The sequence below is a fragment of the Pseudomonas sp. S2_E01 genome, assembly GCF_054668365.1.
Map to the genome: position 1 here is coordinate 4527309 of NZ_CP162762.1, position 19811 is coordinate 4547119.

General features: G+C 60.9%; 14 protein-coding genes. 8 read left to right on the top strand and 6 right to left on the bottom strand.

What is annotated here, in order from left to right; genetic code table 11:
* Positions 1 to 32: 32 nt before the first annotated feature.
* Positions 33 to 530, bottom strand: coding sequence for a tRNA adenosine(34) deaminase TadA (gene tadA, locus AB4O36_RS21055; RefSeq protein WP_460140176.1), 498 nt, complete (start codon positions 528 to 530; stop codon positions 33 to 35).
* Complete coding sequence (locus tag AB4O36_RS21060; RefSeq protein ID WP_460140177.1) at positions 530 to 1903, bottom strand: multicopper oxidase family protein; 1374 nt, start codon at positions 1901 to 1903, stop codon at positions 530 to 532. The genes tadA and AB4O36_RS21060 overlap by 1 nt, the downstream gene beginning before the upstream one ends.
* A gap of 196 nt (positions 1904 to 2099) precedes the next feature.
* Here AB4O36_RS21060 and AB4O36_RS21065 point away from each other — a divergent pair, with 196 nt between their 5' ends.
* The 5 genes from AB4O36_RS21065 (at position 2100) to AB4O36_RS21085 (ending at position 12416) form a co-directional block, all read left to right on the top strand.
* Positions 2100 to 3797 (top strand): dermonecrotic toxin domain-containing protein, encoded by a 1698-nt coding sequence (locus tag AB4O36_RS21065; protein WP_460140178.1) that lies wholly within the window; start codon positions 2100 to 2102, stop codon positions 3795 to 3797.
* A 23-nt stretch (positions 3798 to 3820) separates the two neighbouring features.
* Positions 3821 to 5176 (top strand): membrane-targeted effector domain-containing toxin, encoded by a 1356-nt coding sequence (locus AB4O36_RS21070; protein ID WP_460140179.1) that lies wholly within the window; start codon positions 3821 to 3823, stop codon positions 5174 to 5176.
* A 199-nt stretch (positions 5177 to 5375) separates the two neighbouring features.
* Positions 5376 to 9665 (top strand): membrane-targeted effector domain-containing toxin, encoded by a 4290-nt coding sequence (locus tag AB4O36_RS21075; RefSeq protein WP_460140180.1) that lies wholly within the window; start codon positions 5376 to 5378, stop codon positions 9663 to 9665.
* 287 nt (positions 9666 to 9952) lie between these two features.
* Positions 9953 to 11092 carry a mandelate racemase/muconate lactonizing enzyme family protein gene (locus tag AB4O36_RS21080; protein WP_460117710.1) on the top strand — a complete coding sequence of 380 codons (1140 nt, stop codon included), beginning with the start codon at positions 9953 to 9955 and terminating at the stop codon, positions 11090 to 11092.
* 40 nt (positions 11093 to 11132) lie between these two features.
* Complete coding sequence (locus AB4O36_RS21085; RefSeq protein WP_460140181.1) at positions 11133 to 12416, top strand: MFS transporter; 1284 nt, start codon at positions 11133 to 11135, stop codon at positions 12414 to 12416.
* A gap of 39 nt (positions 12417 to 12455) precedes the next feature.
* On the opposite strand, the gene AB4O36_RS21090 is transcribed toward AB4O36_RS21085, so the two are convergent.
* Positions 12456 to 13355, bottom strand: coding sequence for a LysR family transcriptional regulator (locus tag AB4O36_RS21090; RefSeq protein WP_460140182.1), 900 nt, complete (start codon positions 13353 to 13355; stop codon positions 12456 to 12458).
* 109 nt (positions 13356 to 13464) lie between these two features.
* Here AB4O36_RS21090 and AB4O36_RS21095 point away from each other — a divergent pair, with 109 nt between their 5' ends.
* On the top strand, positions 13465 to 13962 hold the full coding sequence (locus AB4O36_RS21095; RefSeq protein WP_460117715.1) for a lipocalin-like domain-containing protein: 498 nt from the start codon (positions 13465 to 13467) through the stop codon (positions 13960 to 13962).
* Between the two features lie 14 nt (positions 13963 to 13976).
* On the opposite strand, the gene AB4O36_RS21100 is transcribed toward AB4O36_RS21095, so the two are convergent.
* A complete protein-coding gene (locus tag AB4O36_RS21100; protein ID WP_460140183.1) occupies positions 13977 to 15074 on the bottom strand; it encodes an aldo/keto reductase in 1098 nt (365 codons plus the stop codon).
* Positions 15075 to 15206: 132 nt separating this feature from the next.
* Between AB4O36_RS21100 and AB4O36_RS21105 the strand changes: the two genes are divergently transcribed.
* Together AB4O36_RS21105 and AB4O36_RS21110 are read left to right on the top strand one after the other, a co-directional pair.
* Positions 15207 to 16097, top strand: a complete 891-nt coding sequence (locus AB4O36_RS21105) for a LysR family transcriptional regulator (RefSeq protein ID WP_460140184.1) — start codon at positions 15207 to 15209, stop codon at positions 16095 to 16097.
* Positions 16098 to 16192: 95 nt separating this feature from the next.
* A complete protein-coding gene (locus tag AB4O36_RS21110) occupies positions 16193 to 16504 on the top strand; it encodes a hypothetical protein (RefSeq protein ID WP_460142167.1) in 312 nt (103 codons plus the stop codon).
* Between the two features lie 95 nt (positions 16505 to 16599).
* Here AB4O36_RS21110 and guaA read toward each other — a convergent pair whose 3' ends face one another.
* The gene (gene guaA, locus AB4O36_RS21115; protein ID WP_460117719.1) at positions 16600 to 18177 is read right to left on the bottom strand and encodes a glutamine-hydrolyzing GMP synthase; all 1578 of its coding nucleotides are present in this window, start codon (positions 18175 to 18177) and stop codon (positions 16600 to 16602) included.
* Between the two features lie 126 nt (positions 18178 to 18303).
* On the bottom strand, positions 18304 to 19773 hold the full coding sequence (gene guaB, locus AB4O36_RS21120; protein WP_460117721.1) for an IMP dehydrogenase: 1470 nt from the start codon (positions 19771 to 19773) through the stop codon (positions 18304 to 18306).
* Positions 19774 to 19811: the final 38 nt, after the last annotated feature.

Genomic DNA, 19811 nt, shown 5'->3' on the forward strand with positions numbered 1-19811 from the left:
ACCAGTAACCCTGTGGGAGCGGTGTCAGTTTTCTAATCTGCCGATTTGGCCCGTCGCGCCTTGAAGAAATCACTCAACACCGCCCCACACTCCTCTGCCAGCACCCCGCCCTCAAACAGCACCCGGTGATTCAAGAAGCCCTGGGTAAAAAACTGCCCCTGGCTCTGAACGATCCCGGCCTTGGGCTCCAGCGCGCCGTACACCACCCGCGCAATGCGCGAATGCACGATCAGCCCGGCGCACATGCTGCACGGTTCCAGCGTCACGTAGAGCGTACTGCCCGGCAGCCGGTAGTTGCTGGCAGCCAACGCCGCTGCGCGGATCGCCACCATTTCGGCGTGGGCACTGGGGTCGTGGCCGCTGATCGGGCAATTGAAGCCACGGCCGATGATTTCACCGTCCTGCACCAGCACCGCGCCCACCGGCACCTCACCCAGCGCCGCGCCTTGTTCGGCCAGTGCCAGGGCTTCGCGCATGAAGTCGCGGTCACGGCTGCGATCGATGATCGCAGCAGGTCGAATCTGACGCATCACGCCACCTCGATGGCGGCCATCAGGCCGGTTTCCATGTGGTCGATCACATGGCAATGGAACATCCACACACCCGGGTTATCCGCCACCAGCGCCACTTGTGCACGCTCGTTCTTGCCCAGCAGATAGGTATCGGTGAAATACGGAATCACCTTGTGCCGGTTCGAGGCGATGACCTTGAAGCTCATGCCGTGCAGGTGAATCGGGTGTTGATACTGGGTCAGGTTCTTCAATTCAAAAATGTAGCTTTTGCCCTTCTCAAGCTTGGCAATCGGCCGGTCAGCACAGGTCTTGTCGGTGATATCCCAGGCCTTGCCGTTGATTTGCCACAGGCTCGGCGGTCTGTTGTCGACGTTGACCGACACCGAACCGACCCACTCGAAATTGAAGTTGAGTTTCTCGGCATTGGCCAGGTCCGGCTCGGCTACCGGGTTGGCCGGCAGTGCCGGTGGCCAGGTGGTCGGTTCGTCATTGTTGGCCACCGAGCGCAGTGTGCCCATACGCACCGGACCGTTGCGCAGAGACAACTCTTCGCCGGCCGGCGGCGCCTTGATCGCCAGGCAAATGCGCATGCCAGGTCCCAGCCAGTATTCCTTGCCCAGCGGGCGCGGTTCGATGGGGTTACCGTCCAGGGCGTAGATCTTCGCTTCGACTCCGGGAATGTTCAGGCGATAGGTCAGGGTGTTGTCGAGGTTGAGCAGGCGCACCCGGGTAATCTGGCCGGCCGGTAAATCGATGACAGGCGTCGGCAGGCCATTGATTGTCACCAGGCGTCCGGCTGTACCGCCCCGGGCTGCCTCCCGGGGAACGCTGAACTCGACGAAATTGCCTTGCTCATCGACGTGCCAGTTCTTCAGGCTCAAGGTTTTTTCGTATTTGAACCCGGTCGGCTCGCGCTCTTCGACAATCAACGGCCCAACCAGCCCGCGCCCCAGTTCCTCGCTGCTGTTCACGTGAGGGTGATACCAGTAACTGCCGGCGTCGGGCACACGGAATTTGTAGTCGAAGTATTCGCCCGGCAGCACCGGAAGTTGGGACACATAGGGAACGCCGTCCATCTCCAGCGGCAGGCGGATGCCGTGCCAGTGAATGGTGGTAGCGACCGGCAGATGGTTGATAAACCGAACCCGCAGCCATTCGCCCTGGCGCACGCGCAACTCGGTGCCCGGCGCCGATGCGCCAAACGCCCAGGCCGGAGTCTTGTGCCCGGCAACCAGTTCCACATCCAGGGGCGCGGCGATCAACTCGTAGTCATGACCCGCGTCGGCATCGGCCATCTTGCCCAGCCAGTAACGCGAGGCGCCGCCCGCACCGACACCAACGACAACAAGACCGGCCAGGCCACCGAGGATTTGGCGACGGGTAAAAGACATGAACTCAACCACCTTAACGTCCAGCGCAAACCCAGCGGCCTGCAAAAGGCGAATACGATACACCTGCGGTTGCGAAACGGTAAGGGCAGCGCGGCGGATGGACGCATGTGCGCACGTCTGTGCGGTACATATGTACCGCCCCAGCGACAATTGAAGGGTTCACCCTCGAGGTCCCTATTCTCAAGGAACCGAGTCAATGAACACTGACCAGACCCCTCCCTTGCCCAATGCCGCCGACAAGGCGGCCCTGAAGGCGATTGCCGCCCATGTGGTCCGGACTTGCCCGAGCCTGCACGATACCGCCCACGAAGTTGCCGCCAACCTGTTGGTGAAATACGGCATCCATGATCTCGACCCCGATCAGGTGTATTTCCACCGGTTCAAGACCGCACAAAGTCTGGCGTCGTCTTTCACCGGTTGGCAGCATTACGGCGAAAAACCCTACGAATCCCTGACCCTCACGCAACTGGTGATCTACCGATTCCGCGCTACCGACCAGGACAACGCCGACCTTTTGGACACCTACGGCGGCTTCTACACCGCAGGCCCCGAGGTGGAAAACTTCGACGCCAGCAATGAAGTGCCATTGCATGGCAATGAGGTGCTCAAGCACTTCTGGGACCTCAACTTCAGTGACATTTACCGCAACAAACTGCATGCCTTCTGGGACGCCTACGCCGGTGACTTCCGCACGCTGACCAAATGCACGTTCCTGGGCAAAACCATCGAGGCCCATGAGAGCGGGCGATTGAACCTCGAAGATTGCAACATGGCGCTGGAGGCGGTGATCGGTCCGATCACCTGGCCGGCCACGTTGAAAATGCTGCAAGCCGATGCATCACCCGTCTCGCACCTGCGCGTCGCCGCCCTGGATATCGCCGGCCACGCCGCCACGAATATCCTGCGAATCATCGATGCCAAGGGCCGGCAGATTCTCTATGTACCGGGTGAGGACACACCTTTGCAGGTGTTCGAGACACCCTCGGACCTGCACTGGTGGATCCTCAATCAAATGAACGATGAATCCGCTCGCCGAGCCCTCATGACTCATTTCCCATTGGCGGAACGCCAGGCCATCAGCGAAAACCTCGTCGACCTGATGAATCGCCTGACAAGCACCTGGGGCCATTCCGATCATCACCTGATCAACCAGAAAGACCAGACGATTACCGGGGACGCCTTTGGCTGGCTGCGCGACTCGACCCGCAACGCCATGACCGAAGAAGCCAACCTGTCACTGACCTCCAATGGCGATCTGCGCAAGAATCTCTGGATCGGTTACCTCAGCGCCGGCCTCAAGGTGTTCGGCCCGATGGCCGCGGTGGGCTGGCCAGTGGCACTGCCGGTGATTGGCGCGAGCATTGCCAGCATGGGCCTGAATATCGATCAGGCGGTAACCGGCAAGACCGCCAGTGAGCGCAAGGAAGGCGTGATCGGGGCGATCTTCAATGCCATCGACGCGCTGTTCAATCTGCCGTTTCTCAAGGGTGTCGGGTCGGTGGCGGAGGTCGGTGCCGAGGTCGATGCGGCGGAAGCGGCAGAGTGGGACGAGTACGCCGAGTCGTCACGAACCCCGGACGAATCGGCCGTGCCCGATGAACCATCCGAAGGGTTGCCAACAACCGCAGAAGCACCGTCGCCGAAGCCGGCTCCGCGCACCGACATACCGGAGAAATTTCAAACCAACGAACTGCTGGACAGCAAAACGCCCGTCAGCGAACCCGGTAAATTCCAGGGTATCTATCCGCTCGATGGCGACCCGCCGTACGCCATCATGATCAACGACAACGCCTACTACGTGCGCTACTTCCCCGACTCCAGGGGGGCGGTTACTGGGCGATCGTCGACCCGACCCGGCCCAACCAGTTTATCCACTCCCTGCCCGTGCGCCTGAATGCCGAAGGACAATGGGAACGGATGCCCAAACTGCGATTGGCGGCCGGTGGGCAATGCATGGGCAAGACCGCCTGCGTGGTCGAACTGGAGTTGACTGAACAAGCAGCCGCCCAGCCCGCATCGCCCGCCCCGGAACAACCCCATCCGAGCGCCCTGCCGCCCATTTCCACCGGACCCAGACGAATTGTGACGTCCTACGACGTCGATCCCTATAAAGCGTACGGTTTGAAGCGCTGGGCATTGGACCTCCCTGAAACCCACGTCCGGATACAGAGAGGCCCCAGCGGCGAATTGCTTTCCCAGGATCGCTACGCACTTAACTTCGCCCAGAAACACCAGTCGCTGTTGACGTCCGCACGGCGTTTCTACCAGAACCTCGACTGGCGCTCTTTGCCTTCACGTCCGCACATTCCGGCGGTCGACAGTTCGATGACGTTCACAACGTTGATCAAGCGCACGTTCAGCGCCTTTCCCGGATTGGTCATCGGCGAAACACTCGACCGGATCACCAGCATGAAACTGGTGATCAAGGACATGCCAACGCTGGCCGCCGAGGGCGTGAAAACCATCTACATGCGGCGCCTGCTCGCCGACTTTGCCCAGGAGGACCTTAATCAATATTTCAACACCGGCGTGATGTCCGAGGACCTGGAAAAATACCTGACTCAACTGGGCACCGATCCGGCTGGGCGCTTCAATGATCTGGAGCTGGTCAAGGCAGCCCGAGCCCAGCGTATCCGCGTGCAGGCTCTGGACTGCGCGGCCAACTATCGAAAACCCGTCGCCATGATCCCCCACGATGAGCAGATGATGGCCAACCACCTGGCGAGCGAAATCATGTTCTCGGACAGGGTGCTCAATGGCGCCGGGAAATGGTTGGTACTGACCGGAGCGGAAAGCACCAACACGTTCAGGGGGATGGCAGGCCTCAGCGAGTTGGAAGGAGGCCTGGGCGTACGCATTGAGGAGGTGGACCCAGGACAAGGGCATGGCCTGGAAATCGATCCCGGCATTGAAATGGATCGCGGCCCCTCCGTGACCAGCGTGTTCAAGGGCAGGACCGACATTCTTTACAGCGACCTGCGCCTGCAAGTGGAAGCGCCGCCGGTGAATTGGACCGAAGAGCGAATCAGACGCCTGCTGTTCCGCAGGGGCATGTACCTGTTCCAGAAAGCGGAAGGTGCATACACCCTCGTCCATCGCAGCGGCGAGGGCTCCATCGTCCACACCGCCGTGGAGCCACTGGCGCACGGTAACCTGTGCATCATCCGCCCCGCATGGACAGAGGTCAGCGGCGTTCCGTTTCCTTCCGTCGAGCTGCTGTCGCGGGCGCTGAGCGGCATGGGCATGGTGTTGCAGAGCCGTATTCCGAGCTGACGTGATCGCTCACATTTGAATGCCCCCGCGGGCCACATTCGACCCGCGCGGGTTCACGATGCGCTCGCACGCTGCGGTTTTTTCGTACGCATACCATCCATGTTCCGACATCGCACTGCCCTGTCTTCTGACAGACCCTTCACCCTTGCGCCTGAAATGATCGTGGTTGTTATCAACCCACCACGATCAAGGAAAGCCTGTGGACACTCCAGAATCCGATGCACTGCCCAATTCCGCCGACAGAGAGGCGCTCAAGCAACTGGTTCCGACACTCGTCGCCTCCTGCCCCGACATGTACGAAATGGCCTGCGCCATCTCCCGGGATATTCTTGCCGAACACCACCTCAGCCACCTGGAGCCCGAACAGGTTTATTTCCATCGATTTCACGCCGCGCAAAGTAGCCCGCTGACCTTCACCGGCTGGGAGCATCGTGTTGAAGTCCCCCGCGAATCGATGACCCTGCCGCAACTGGTCATCCAGCGTTTCAGCGTGCACGACCAGGACAACGCCGACCTGCTCGACTCCGACGCCGGCTTCTACACCGCCGGCCCGGACGCCGGCAATTACGACCAGACCAACGAAATCCGTTTGCACGCCAAGGATGTGCTGAAGGTGTTCTGGGACCTCAACTTCGCCGACAAGTACCGGAAAAAGATCAAGGCGTTCTGGTACAACCACCGCAAGACGTTCCGCATGTTGGCCAAATGTACTTTTCTCGCCAAGGCCATGGAGGACCGTGAAAGCGGGCGGCTTTCCGACGATAACTTCCGGACGGCCGTCAACGCCGTGGCCGGCAACGTCCGTTGGCCTGTGACGCGCCAGATGCTCGAAGAGCAAGCACCCCCTCCCAAGGGTGTGCGCATCAGCCTGTTGAAAGTCGGCGACTTCATCGCCACCGACATCCTGTGCATCGTCGACGCCCATGGCAGGAAAATGATCTACACCCCTGGCGAAGTTTGGGGCGTGCATGCCTTGCAGTCCGACCGCCATGTGCACTGGTGGATCCTGTCGAAAATCAAGACGCCGTCCGGTCGCAAGCGTTTCATGGCGCACTTCCAGGTTGCCGATCACGACATTACGGAGGACAGCTCCTCGCGCAAGAGTGCAAAGCTTGAGTGGCTCGAAATACTGAACCCGGGTGCGGCACTCGCGGCAAAGATACTGAGTGAGCCAAACAACCAGAACGTCGGCCTCACCCATGTGCTCGATCTGCTGACCACGACCTGGCACACCAATGATCACAAGTTGGTCGCACTGTCGGCCGAAGCGGTGGAAGGCGATGCCTTCACGTTCCTGGGGTACGCGACCCATGCGCGCATGATCAGCGACGCCGAGTTCATGCTGCACTCCAATGGCGAGCTGCGTAAAAAACTGTGGATCGGTTACCTGAACGCCTTTAACAAGATGTTTGGTCCGATGGCCGCTGTGGGCTGGCCAGTCGCGCTGGCGGTGGTGGGCGCCGGCATCGCCAACGTCGGACTGGAGATCGATCAGGCGGTCAACGGCAAGACACCGGGCGCGCGCAAGTCAGCAGTGACCGCGGCAATTTTCACCGCGATCGACACGCTGTTCAACGCCACGTTCCTGGCGGGTGAAGGCGCCCTGCCGGAAATTGCCGAGACCTCGGTGCTCATAGAAGAGGAAGAGGCGCTACTGTTTGAAGCGGCGAAGGCGCGTACTCCGCTGCCGCCGATCGAGGATATCGCACCGACGCAAGTATTGCCCAAGGCACCGGAGAATTTCCTCGACTCGTTCAAAACCACCCTCACCGAACCGACTCTCCTGGAGGCCGACAACCCCAAATTCCAGGAAATCTTCAGGACACCGTCCGGCAAGACCTACATCCTGATGCGCCGCGCCGGCGCCGATGCCTTCTACGAGGTGCGCTATGTCGAGCAGATGCGTGGGTGGGTGATCATCGACCCGGTGCACCCCTACTCGTTTTATCGCAATGTGCCGGTGCGCCTGAACGAAGCGTTGAAATGGGAGCCGGTCGCCCGCCCCGGCTTGCGCGGCGGCATGAAGATCTTCGGCGACTGGCCCTGGGGGCATACGACCACACCGCTGCCGGAAATAGCCACCGAACCCATGCCCTACGACGTGGCGGAATCGGTAAAAGCCGAACTGCGACCCGTGGCCGAGGCCCGTACCGATGATTTCCCACTGGACATCGGGCCTGAAACCGATGGCCTTTACCAGAACTTCAAATCGCTGCGTCGTCGCCTTTATGCCGACGCGAGCAGCTTCTATCGCGACCCCGTCTTTCCCGCGCGGCCGGCAGTGCCTGCCGTAAAATCGTCGACCACCTTTGCCGACTTGAGCAAAGGCGTGCTCAAGGATGGGCCTGGCCTGGTGCTCGGGCAGCCGAACGCCAGCACCACCGCCCGACGCCTCCTCATCAAGAACTTCAAAGTGCTGAACAAGCAGAAGGTCAGGACGTTGTACGTGGATCGCCTGATGACCGATTTCCACCAGGCCGACCTCGATCTGTTCCACCAGATCGGCGAAATGTCCCCAACGCTGGAAGATTCGCTGAAGGCCATGGACCTGCAGATGGGCACCGATCCGGCCGGCCCCCACAGTTACATCGAGCTGGTGACGGCCGCGCAGAAAAACCACATTCGCGTGCAAGCCATCGACTGCATGGCCAGCCGGCGATTTCCGGGCATGGAGCGCACGACGGACGCCAGTGCCCGGAAAATGCTGAACTACTTTTCGGACGAAACCATCCGCGCCGACCAGACCGCACGAGGGGCCAATCGCTGGGTGGCGCTGGTGGATGACGATCGCGCCGGTAGCCTTTACAACGTCGCGGGCATCGGCAAGCTGAGGGGCGCCGTCTCGTTGCGCATTGAAGACGTGCCCACCGGCGCTGCCGGGTTGACCGTCGATCCAGGAAGAGAAGTGCTCGATGAGTTGGATCGCGCTATCGACCTGCTCAAGGGCGACCTGCGCCTGCAAGTGGAAGCCAACACACCCATTGTCACGTTCAAGACGGTCGAGAAAGCCTTGCCCAGAAGTGGCATGTTCATGATTGAAGACAATGCAACCCTGATCCACCGCAGCAGTGACGGGACTCTGGTGAGCACACCGTTGCAGCGCGATGCCGGTGGATATTTCCTGATACGTCCACGGTGGAGGTTGGTCAGCGGACGTCGCTACGCCAGCCTCAATGAACTGGCCCTGGCGCTGGGAGACGAAGGCCTGACCCAGGCGCATGTGCGCATCGACCCCCTGGCTGCAGAGCCGCACATCAAGCCGCTGCCGGCTGCCGGAGGTACGGGCCAGGTGCCGAATCCGGATATCGAGCTGCCCGATAATCCGCTGTTTACCTCACCCTACGAGATTCCACGGGAGCTTCGCGGGAGTCTCAAGGACGCCGTCAACAACCCAGACGGGAGACTGCTGGGGGATGTTTTTGCTGAACTTGACGAAGAAGGCTCCTCACTGTCGGTCTTCCAGGCTACACGTCGACGCTTGTTTGAGGCGACCAAAGCGTTTTTCGCCGACCTGGTCCTGGCCAAGCGACCACCGCTGCCGCCGATCGATCCCGCCTGGAATGCCGAATCTTTCATCGAGTGGTGGCTGGTGCATTACGACGGCCTGGTCATTGGTGAGAGTCATGCCGACATCGGCAGCAAGCAGTGGCTGATCGAAAATATGGAACTGATGGCCCGCAAGGGTGTGAAAACACTCTACATGGAGCATTTGCTCACTGACTTTCACCAGGCGTCACTGGACAGTTTTGCCAGGAGCGGCGTCATGCCCAGGGACCTTGAAATGTACCTGCAGAGCCTGGATACGGGCCACATGACCGATCCGTCACTCACCTTCAACTTCCTCGAACTGGTGAGGGAAGCCACCCGCTACGGCGTCCGGGTCCAGGCCATCGACTGCATGGCCAGTTACCGGCTGAACGGCATGCAGGGCCTGCAAAAGACCACACGCCAGGCGATGATGAATTTCTACGCCCAGACCGTCATCGACGCCGACCTGACGACTCGCGGGCCAGGCAAATGGGTGTCGCTAGTGGGGAACTCCCACGCCAGTACATTTGAAGGTGTGCCTGGGGTCAGTGAATTGGAGAATGCGCTGGGGCTGCGCATCGAAGATGTGGGCAAGGGCCAGTCGCACGGCTTTGAACCTGATCCTGGCAGAACCTATCTCGATATCACGGGCAAGCCGGAGGGGACGGTGAAAAGCGATCTCCGATTACAGATGGAAACGCCGTGGCTGAGCCGAACGGACGAGGAGCTCGAACAGTTACTGAGCCGCCCCGGCATGTACACCCTCCAACGCAAACCGGACCGCGTTTTTCTCGTACACCGTGGGCGTGATGGCGTGATCGTGAAAACGCCTATCTGGTATGAGTCCGGGCATTTTTATATTCAACGCCCGGCGTGGCTGGCACTGCATGAAAAACGCTTCTCCAGCATGGGAGCACTGCGCAGGGCTTTGGAAGAACTGAAACTGACCGAAGCGAGCTGATCCGCAACGCACGGATGCCGCACAGATCTCCCCCCTCTGTAGGAGCGAGCATGCTCGCGATGGTGGTGAACGATGACGCTGGTTGTCTGGATGCCAGCGGTGTCTGGACGGCCATCGCGAGCATGCTCGCTCCTACACCAAAGCCCCCTGCCCCGTGCTAGAGCCTCCCGCTGCAGGCAAAATGCGATGTCACAAAATGTTTCACTGTCATTTTCTATGTTGTACGATGACGTACCTGTGCTTCATGACAGACCCACAATTTTAATAAAATGGGCAAGGAGCGACTTTTGATCATTCGCAGTATCGAAGTTATCCGCATCAGCATCCCGTTCAGTACGGGCGCCAGCCAGCGGCAAAACCACGGCCAGGCCAAGGACGACGACGCCTTCAATGCCGCCTCGCCCAGCCATCAGCGCATGCAAAGCCTGATGCTCAAAGTCACCACGGACACCGGGCTGGTAGGCTGGGGTGAAGCGTTCGGACACGGCTCCAATCCGGTGACGTTCCAGGCGTTGACGGCCGTGGTCGGCCCGATGTTCATCGGCACTTCGCTGGAGCATCGCGAGCAGACGATGGAAAAGGTCCGCCGCGCCGTGCATGGTTTCGGCTCGACCGGTGCCATGGTCTACGCCCTCTCCGGTATCGACATCGCCCTGTGGGACCTCGCGGCCCAGGTGGCCGGCGCTCCGCTGCATCAACTGCTGGGCGGCACGCCTCGCAAGCTGGAGCTGTATGCCAGCCTGGTCAGCTACGGCAACGATCCCGACGAGGTCTATCGCCAGGTCAGCCGCGCCCGCGATCTGGGCTTTCGCAAGATCAAACTGCACGAAACCCACGTCGACGCGATTGCCGCCGCTCGCAGGGCACTGCCTGTCTCTGCGGGCGAGTTGATGGTGGACGTGAATTGCCCATGGTCGGTTACCGAAGCGAGCGAAATCGCCGAACGCCTGAAAACCCTGGAATTGACCTGGCTGGAAGAACCGGTCTGGCCGCCCGATGACGTCGCCGGACTGGCACAGGTGCGTCAACAAGGCGTGCCGTTGTCCGCGGGCGAGAATGCTGCCGGAGTACAGGGCATCAAGACCTTGCTCGAACAACAAGCCATCGATGTGGTGCAACCCAGCGTGGCGAAAATCGGTGGCATCGGCGCCATGCTTCAGGTATTTGCCCTCGCTGAACAGCATGGCGTGAAAGTCGTGCCGCACTGCTTCTACTTCGGCCCAGGCCTTTTGGCCGTGGCGCACCTGTGCACGTTGCTGCCGCCGAATGTGGCGGTGGAAGTGCCCTTCATCGAGTTCGAACGCCTGCTCTACCCTGCCCTGGCCTTCAAGCCGCACATGCAACTGCCAACCGCCCCCGGCCTGGGCTTCGACCCGGACCTGCAAGTGCTCGAAGACTACTGCCTGGAACGTACGTTGATCGACTGAGCCATCCCTGTTTTCTGTCAATAATAAAGGCCATAAAAGAATGAAAGGCTATTACCGCTGGAACATTGCCGGCCTGCTGTTTTTCGCCGGCATGCTCAACTACCTCGACCGCGCGGCCCTCTCGGTCGTCGCGCCACTGCTCAAGACCGAATTGCACATCGACGATGCGCAAATGGGCTTCATCTTCAGCTCGTTTTTCTTCGGCTACTGCGCGCTGTGCTTCATCGGCGGCTGGGCGGCGGACAAGTACGGGCCGAAAAAGGTGTTCGCCTGGGCCGCCGGCAGTTGGTCGGTGTTCTGCGGCCTGACCGCCGTCATCACCGGCTACCTGCAACTGCTGATCTTCCGCGTATTGTTTGGCATGGGCGAGGGGCCGATGGGCACCACGACCAACAAGGCCATCACCAACTGGTTCCCACGCCAGGAAGCCGGACGCGCCCTGGGCTTCACCAACTGCGGGCAACCGCTGGGCGCAGCTCTGGCTGGTCCCGTGGTCGGGCTGGTGGCGTTCAACTTCGGCTGGCGCATTTCCTTCGTGGTCATCGCCGTGCTGGGCGCGTTGTGGCTACTGGCCTGGCTGATGATCTTCAAGGACACCCCGGACCATCACGCGAGTGTCTCCCAGGCCGAACGTGAACTGATCCGTGCCGGGCGCGAAGAAGTGTTGGTGGAGAACGTCGAAGAAGGCCGCAGCCTGTTCAGCTACATTTTTTCCATACCGGTACTGGCCGTCGCGACCGCGTTCTTCTGCTTCAACTACGTGCTGTATTTCTTCCTGACCTGGCTGCCCAGCTACCTGATGGACTACCAGCACCTGGACATCAAGAGCATGAGCATCATCGGCGTGATCCCGTGGCTCGGTGCGGCGGTGGGCTTCCTCGGCGGCGGCTTCCTCACCGATGCCCTGACCAAGAAGCTCAACAACGTCATCCTTGCCCGTAAAATCATGCTCATCCTGGGCCTTGGCGTCGCCGCCACCTGCGTGCTGATCACGACCCAGGTGACTTCGCTGAGCATGGCCGTGGCGTGCATCACCATTTCCAGCGTGTTCCTGTTCGTGACCCCGCAAATCTGCTGGGCCCTGATTCAGGACATCGTGCCGAAAAACCGCGTCGGCGGCACCGGTGGCTTCGTCCACCTGCTGGCCAACCTGGCCGGCATCATCGCGCCCACGCTGACCGGGCTGGTCGTCCAGTACGGCGGCGGCTACAACGTGGCCTTCATCATCTCGGCGGCGGTCTGTGGCCTGGGGATGTTGGTGGTGGTGTTGGCGGTGCGGGGGCAGAGTCAGCAGGGCCCGGCTGCGGCAGCGGCGGTGCACTGAGCATTTCGAGTCACCCAAAGACGACGGCAGACGGCGCATTCATCGCTGTTCATCGGCCTCTTTCAAGAGGTCGATGAACGCACGCAACGGTGATGGCATGTGCCGATTGCGCGGGTAGTAAAGCGCCAGCCCAGGTATCGGCGGGCACCAGTTCGCCAGAACCGTCACCAGTCGCCCCGCCTTCAGCGCAGGTTGCGCAAAGTGTTCCGGCACGTAGGCGATGCCGCGTCCGGCCGCCGCCGCTTCCACCAGCAGATCGTTGTCATCAAGCGTGAGGTTGCCGGGCACATCGACCGTCACGTGCGCGCCGCGTCGGGAAAACTCCCACCGATAGCGCCTTCCACCCGGCAGACGTTGGCGTAGGCAGGAATGCGCCTGGAGATCGTCGGGCGTTTCGGGAATGCCACGGTCTTGCAGATAGGCGGGAGCAGCGACGGCGATGAAACGCACGTCGCCGCCGAAGCTGACGGCAATCATGTCTTGAGGGACGGTCTCGAGAAGGCGAACGCCGGCATCAAAACCTTGCTCCACGATGTCGACTAGCTGGCCTTGCGAGACAAGGTCGAGTTCAACCCCAGGGTACAGGTCCAGAAAACGGGGCACGACATCCCGCAACAGGATACGCGCCCCACTCTTGTTCGCATTGATCCGTAACTGGCCGCTGGGCGTTCCGCGGGCGTCAGACAGCGTATCCAAAGCCTGATCCAGGTCCTGGAGCACCGGCTCGAGTCGTGCGAGCAGCTTCGATCCCGCCGGGGTCAGCGACACGCTGCGCGTCGTACGATTGAGCAACCGTATGCCCAGTTTTTCCTCCAGCCCGATCACGGCGTGGCTGAGTGCCGAGCGTGACACGCCCATCGCGTCCGCCGCCTTGCGAAAGCTGCGGTGGCTCGCTACGGCAGCAAATGCCGCCAAATCATTCAGGCTTGGACGGGGCATTCGTGAAATATCCTCACCAGCTCAACTCATATTGGCCGTCTTATACCACCCTTCGAACTGATTTAACGTGAGGAGCACTACCCACAACGAACTGACCAGGGACCTGCTCATGCTCATCCGTTCAGCCATCTTCGCACTCGTCATCTGTCTCCCGGCTCTCCCCGCATTCGCGCAGACAGCAGCAAAAAACCAGGTGGTTGGAACCTGGAGAGTGGTTTCGGCAACGATCGATCCCGGTGGCCGTAATATCCCTGCGTATGGCGAGAGGCCCAACGGTCTTCTCGTGTTCACCGCGGACATGCATTTCATCGAAGTGCTGACCGATGCCAGCACCCCGCGCTTTGCCTCCGATGCCCGGGGCGAAGGAACCGATGAGGAGAACCGCAGGGCGATGTCAGGCAGTATCGGCTTCTTCGGCACCTATACCGTCGATGAAGAAGGTCAGTTCAGCGGCAATCACGTCCAAGCGGCGACGTTTCCCAACTGGGTCGGCAGCACCCGCACCCGCGAGCAGCTCACACTGGTGGTGAATGGCGATCGCATGACCGAACACTTTCGACGCCCGGAGGGCACTGCAATCCAGATCGAATTCCAGCGGGTCAAGTGAGGCCCGCGATGGGCTCACGTCGAGCTACGAGCGCGCGCATTGGCCTGGGCCCCACGGATCAGTCCCTGGTATTGGTCATCCTTGCCCGGGTACCAGGGCATCCGGCCTATTTGCGAAAAACCTGGAATAGTCTCCATGTGCTGCACCATGCGCCGGCGCATCGCCTCGTCCGGCAAGGGGCCGTACATGGCCTGCACGTTATCTTCGGCATGATCAGGATTTGATGTGCCACACAATACCGTCGTGACCGCCGGATGGGCCATGACCCACTTGAGGAAAAACTGCGCCCAGGTCGCGGCTTCGAACTCCCGGGCGAAGGCAGGCAGCGGACGCCCTTCCACCACCTTCATCAGGCGCGCCTTCTCGAGCGGAAGATTGATGAAGACGCCGACGCCATGGGCTGCGGCGGCTGGCAGCAGGCGCCGCTCGGCGCTGCGGTCGAAGATCGAATAGTTCGTCTGGACGAAATCGACACCGCCTCCCTCAACCAGTTGGGCAAGCTGATCCTGCGCCCCGGCTTCGTGGTGGGTGACACCAACGTAGCGAATGCGACCTTCCTTCTTCCACGCGTGCATGAGCGGGACGATTACCGGTGCATTGATGAGGGTATGGCACTGCATGAGGTCGATCGTATCGCGCCAGACACGCAGCCTCGACTGCTCGAAACTTGCCACTGCATGGCTTTCGTCGCCGAGGTATTCGCCGGTCGACCAGATCTTGTTGGCCATGAAGATCTCGGAGGCCTGTGGTGTGCTGGCCAGAAACGCCCCCACCGAGACTTCCGCCGAACCGTAGAGGGGCGACGTGTCGACCACTCGACCACCGCCCGCGACATAGCGCCGGAAGACCTCGCGTAGATGGCTGCGGTCGCCACCCGGGCGAGCGTCAAACGTCAGGAACGTGCCCAGGCCAAGCGAAGTCAGCGTCTGCTGGGTTCGCGCAATCGTGCGGGTCCGCACAGGTGTGGCGGCCGCCGTTACCGGCGAACCCGCTGGCGCCTGAGCGTGAGCCTCGGCGGGAAACAAGTGGGTTGCCGCCAGTAGTGTGGCGCCTGCGCCAATGGCCCCCATAAAGCCGCGTCGATTAAGGCCGGGCTGCTGTTGTTCACTCATCCGTCAGTCTCCTGTTGTGTCTTCATGCACGGGACACGTTTGCGCCCGCTTGCCGTTTGCCTATAAGTGACACACGTCGACTGCACAGATAAGCTGATCAAAACCGATCAATTTGATAAGCAGGCCTTAACAATGCCGCCATTACGCCTGGACAGCCTGGAGACCCTTGAGGACGTCGTTCGCTCAGGTGGTTTTAGAGCCGCAGCGCTGGGCAGGGGTGTTTCGTCATCCGCCATCAGCCAATCGATCAGCACCCTCGAAGAAGCGCTAGGCATCCGGCTGCTGAACCGAACCACACGCAGCGTCGCGCTGACCCAAGCGGGCGAGCAACTTCTGCAGCGACTGGGGCCCGCGTTACACGAAATAAGAGCGGCGTTGGACGACCTCAATCAGCTTCGCGACCGCCCCTCCGGCACCGTGCGCATCAATGCGCCGGGGCCGGCGGCCGATCACGTGCTGTGTCCCCTGGCCTTTGAGTTCATGAAGCTCTATCCCGAGGTCAGCGTTGAGATCGTCAGCGATGCCGCGATCATCGATATCGTGGAACAAGGTTTTGATGCCGGCGTGCGTTTTGGCAACCAGCTCGCTCAGGACATGATCGCCGTGCCCCTGGGCCCGGCCCTGCGCTATGCAATCGTGGCCGCGCCCGATTATCTCCAGGAGCGCGGTCAGCCGCAGGTTCCGCAAGATCTGCTGCAACACGACTGCATCCGTCGCCGTTTCCCCGGCGGTACCCTGGTGACGTGGACATTCGAGAAGGATGACGACAAAGTGGAAATCGCCCCCGAGGGCCGGCTGACGCTGGGTTCAGCGCATCAGGAACGCCAGGCCGCGCTGGCCGGGTCGGGAATCGCCCACCTGTTCGAGGATTATGTGCGTGAAGACATCGAGCACGGCAGGCTGGTCGAATTGCTCAACGACTGGCAGCAGACGCTACCGAGCTGGTACCTGTACTACCCGAGCCGGCGACACCCAAGCGCAGCCGTGCGGGCTTTTCTTGAATACATCCGTGATCAGCGATGATTTTCCACCAGCGATTCAACGCCCACCATTTGATGGGCACGCCGACGGGGATTGACCCGTCGGCTGATGCCACACTGATCCTAGGGAAGAACACCATGTTCACAAGGAAGCTGTTGATAAGTTTTTGCACATTGTTACTGGTTGGCTGCACGGGCAGGGGCTTTCAACCGCCGCCGCCGGAATTTACCAGTTGGAAAAAAAGCGGAGTCTCGCAAGACGGCGTCAAGAGCGCCATGACCGCCTGTGGTTATACCAACCTGGTGGGGACGGGAGACAAGACGCCGATTGACCAGGTACTCACGCGGTTCTATTGCATGAAGGACGCCGGGTTCTCGCGCAACGATAACATTGACCTTTGTAAAGAAGGCCGCATTGGCGAGTCACCGGTGTGCGAAGGCCGCCGGTAGATCGCTCATAGCATGCCGCTGCCGCGCAAGAACTCGCACTTTACGCGGGCATGAAAAAACCGGCCGGAGCCGGTTCTTTCATGCAGCGCTGCGGGTTATTCCCACTCAATCGTCGCCGGCGGCTTGCTCGACACGTCGTACGTCACGCGCGAGATGCCTTCGATTTCGTTGATGATGCGGCCACTGACGGTTTCCAGCAATTCGTAAGGCAGGTGTGCCCAACGGGCAGTCATGAAGTCGATGGTTTCCACCGCACGCAGGGCCACGACCCAGGCGTAACGGCGGCCGTCGCCGACCACGCCTACCGATTTCACGGGCTGGAACACCACGAAAGCCTGGCTGACCTTGTGGTACCAATCGGCCTTGCGCAGTTCTTCGATGAAGATGTGGTCGGCGCGACGCAGCAGGTCGGCGTATTCCTTCTTCACTTCACCCAGGATACGCACGCCCAGGCCCGGGCCCGGGAATGGGTGGCGGTAGACCATGTCGTACGGCAGGCCCAGTTCCAGGCCCAGACGACGCACTTCGTCCTTGAACAGTTCGCGCAGGGGCTCGACCAGTTTCAGGTTCATTTCTTCCGGCAAGCCACCCACGTTGTGGTGCGACTTGATCACGTGGGCCTTGCCGCTTTTCGCGCCAGCCGACTCGATCACGTCCGGGTAAATGGTGCCCTGCGCCAGGTACTTGATGTTGTCCAGCTTGCAGGATTCGGCATCAAACACATCGATGAAGGTACGGCCGATGATCTTGCGCTTCTTCTCCGGGTCGGCTTCGCCGGCCAGGTTGTTCAGGAACTGGTCTTCGGCGTTGGCGCGGATGACCTTGACGCCCATGTTCTCGGCGAACATGGCCATCACTTGCTCGCCTTCGTGCAGGCGCAGCAGGCCGTTGTCGACGAACACGCAGGTCAACTGGTCGCCGATGGCCTTGTGCAGCAATGCAGCAACGACCGAGGAGTCGACACCGCCGGACAGGCCCAGCAGCACGTTGTCGGTGCCCACTTGAGCGCGCACCTGGGCGATGGCGTCTTCTGCGATTTTCGACGGGGTCCACAGGGCTTCGCAGCCGCAGATGTCGAGGACGAAGCGCGACAGGATGCGACCGCCCTGCTTGGTGTGAGTCACTTCCGGGTGGAATTGCACGCCATAGTAGCCGCGCTCGTCGCTGAACATGCCGGCGATCGGGCAGCTTGGGGTGCTGGCGAGGATGTGGAAGTCGCCAGGCATTTTGGTGACCTTGTCACCGTGGCTCATCCACACGTCGAGGCCAAACAGGCCGTCGGCGTCGATGTGGTCTTCGATGCCATCCAGCAGGCGGCTCTTGCCGACCACGTCGACACGGGCGTAACCGAACTCACGCAGCTCGGAACCTTCAACCTTGCCGCCCAGTTGCTCGGCCATGGTCTGCATCCCGTAGCAGATACCGAAAACCGGTACGCCCAGGTCCCAGACGGCCTGTGGAGCGCGTGGGCTATCGGCCACGTGTACCGATTCCGGGCCGCCCGCGAGGATGATCCCCTTTGGCGCGAATTCGCGGATCGCTTCGTCGTCCATGTCGAACGGATGCAGTTCGCAGTACACGCCGATTTCACGCACGCGGCGGGCGATCAGTTGGGTGTACTGGGAACCGAAGTCGAGGATCAGGATGCGGTGAGCGTGAATATCGAGGGCCATGGAAAAAAACTCTCAAAGCAGTTGCAAGCTTCAAGCTGCAAGCTGCAAGTAATCGGAGGCTGCGCGGTGGCTGCACAAACACAGCACCGCTTGCAGCTTGTAACTTGTGGCTTCTAGCTGGAGGCGTCAGCCGACCCGGTAGTTTGGCGCTTCCTTGGTGATCTGTACGTCGTGTACGTGCGACTCGGCCATGCCTGCGCCGGTGATCCGCACGAATTCAGGGATGGTGCGCATCTGCTCGATGTCGGCGCTGCCGGTGTAGCCCATCGAGGAACGCAAGCCTCCCATCAACTGGTGGATGATCGCGCTCAGGGTGCCCTTGTAAGGCACACGGCCTTCGATGCCTTCCGGAACCAGTTTCTCGGCGCCGGCCGAGGAGTCCTGGAAGTAACGGTCGGAGGAGCCTTGAGCCTGGGACATGGCGCCCAGCGAACCCATGCCACGGTAAGCCTTGTACGAACGGCCCTGGAACAGTTCGATCTCGCCCGGTGCTTCTTCGGTACCGGCGAACATCGAGCCCATCATCACGCAGGAGGCACCGGCAACGATGGCCTTGGACAGGTCACCGGAGAAACGGATGCCGCCGTCGGCGATCAACGGAACGCCAGTGCCTTCAAGGGCAGCGGCAACGTTGGCGATGGCACTGATTTGCGGGACGCCGACACCGGCGACGATACGGGTGGTGCAGATCGAGCCAGGGCCGATACCGACCTTGACCGCATCAGCGCCGGCTTCGGCCAGGGCCTTGGCGGCAGCGCCGGTGGCGATGTTGCCGCCAATGACCTGCACGTCAGGGAAGTTCTGCTTGACCCAGCGAACGCGGTCGATCACGCCTTTGGAGTGACCGTGGGCGGTGTCGACCACCACCACGTCCACACCGGCATTGACCAGGGCGGCAACGCGGTCACCGGTGTCTTTACCGGTACCGACGGCAGCGCCTACGCGCAGGCGACCTTGATCGTCCTTGCTGGCCAGCGGGTAAGCCTTGGCTTTTTCGATGTCGTTGACGGTCATCATGCCCTTGAGGGCGAACTTGTCGTCGACGATCAGGACGCGTTCGATGCGGTGCTTGTGCAGCAGCTCGCGAACGTCGTTCTTGTTGGCGCCTTCCTTGACCGTGACGAGGCGCTCTTTCGGCGTCATCACTTCACGGACGCTGACGTCCAGGCGGCTTTCGAAACGCACGTCACGGGAAGTGACGATGCCGACCAGGTCGCCATCGTGCAGCACCGGTACGCCGGAAATATTGTGCAGGCGGGTCAATTCGAACAGGTCACGAACCGTGGCATCTGCCTCGATGGTGATCGGGTCCTTGACAACGCCGGCTTCGAACTTCTTGACCTTGCGCACTTCAGCAGCTTGCTGCTCGATGGTCATGTTCTTGTGGATAATGCCGATGCCACCTTCCTGAGCCATGGCGATTGCCAGACGGGCTTCAGTAACGGTGTCCATGGCGGCAGAAACCAGAGGAATGTTCAACTCGATGCCACGGGTAAGGCGGGTCTTCAGACTGACTTCGTTAGGAAGCACCTCGGAATAACCGGGCACTAGGAGAATGTCGTCGAATGTCAGAGCTTCTTGGCTGATACGCAGCATCGCGGGGGCTCCCGAGCGGGAAAATGGAAGCGCGCCAT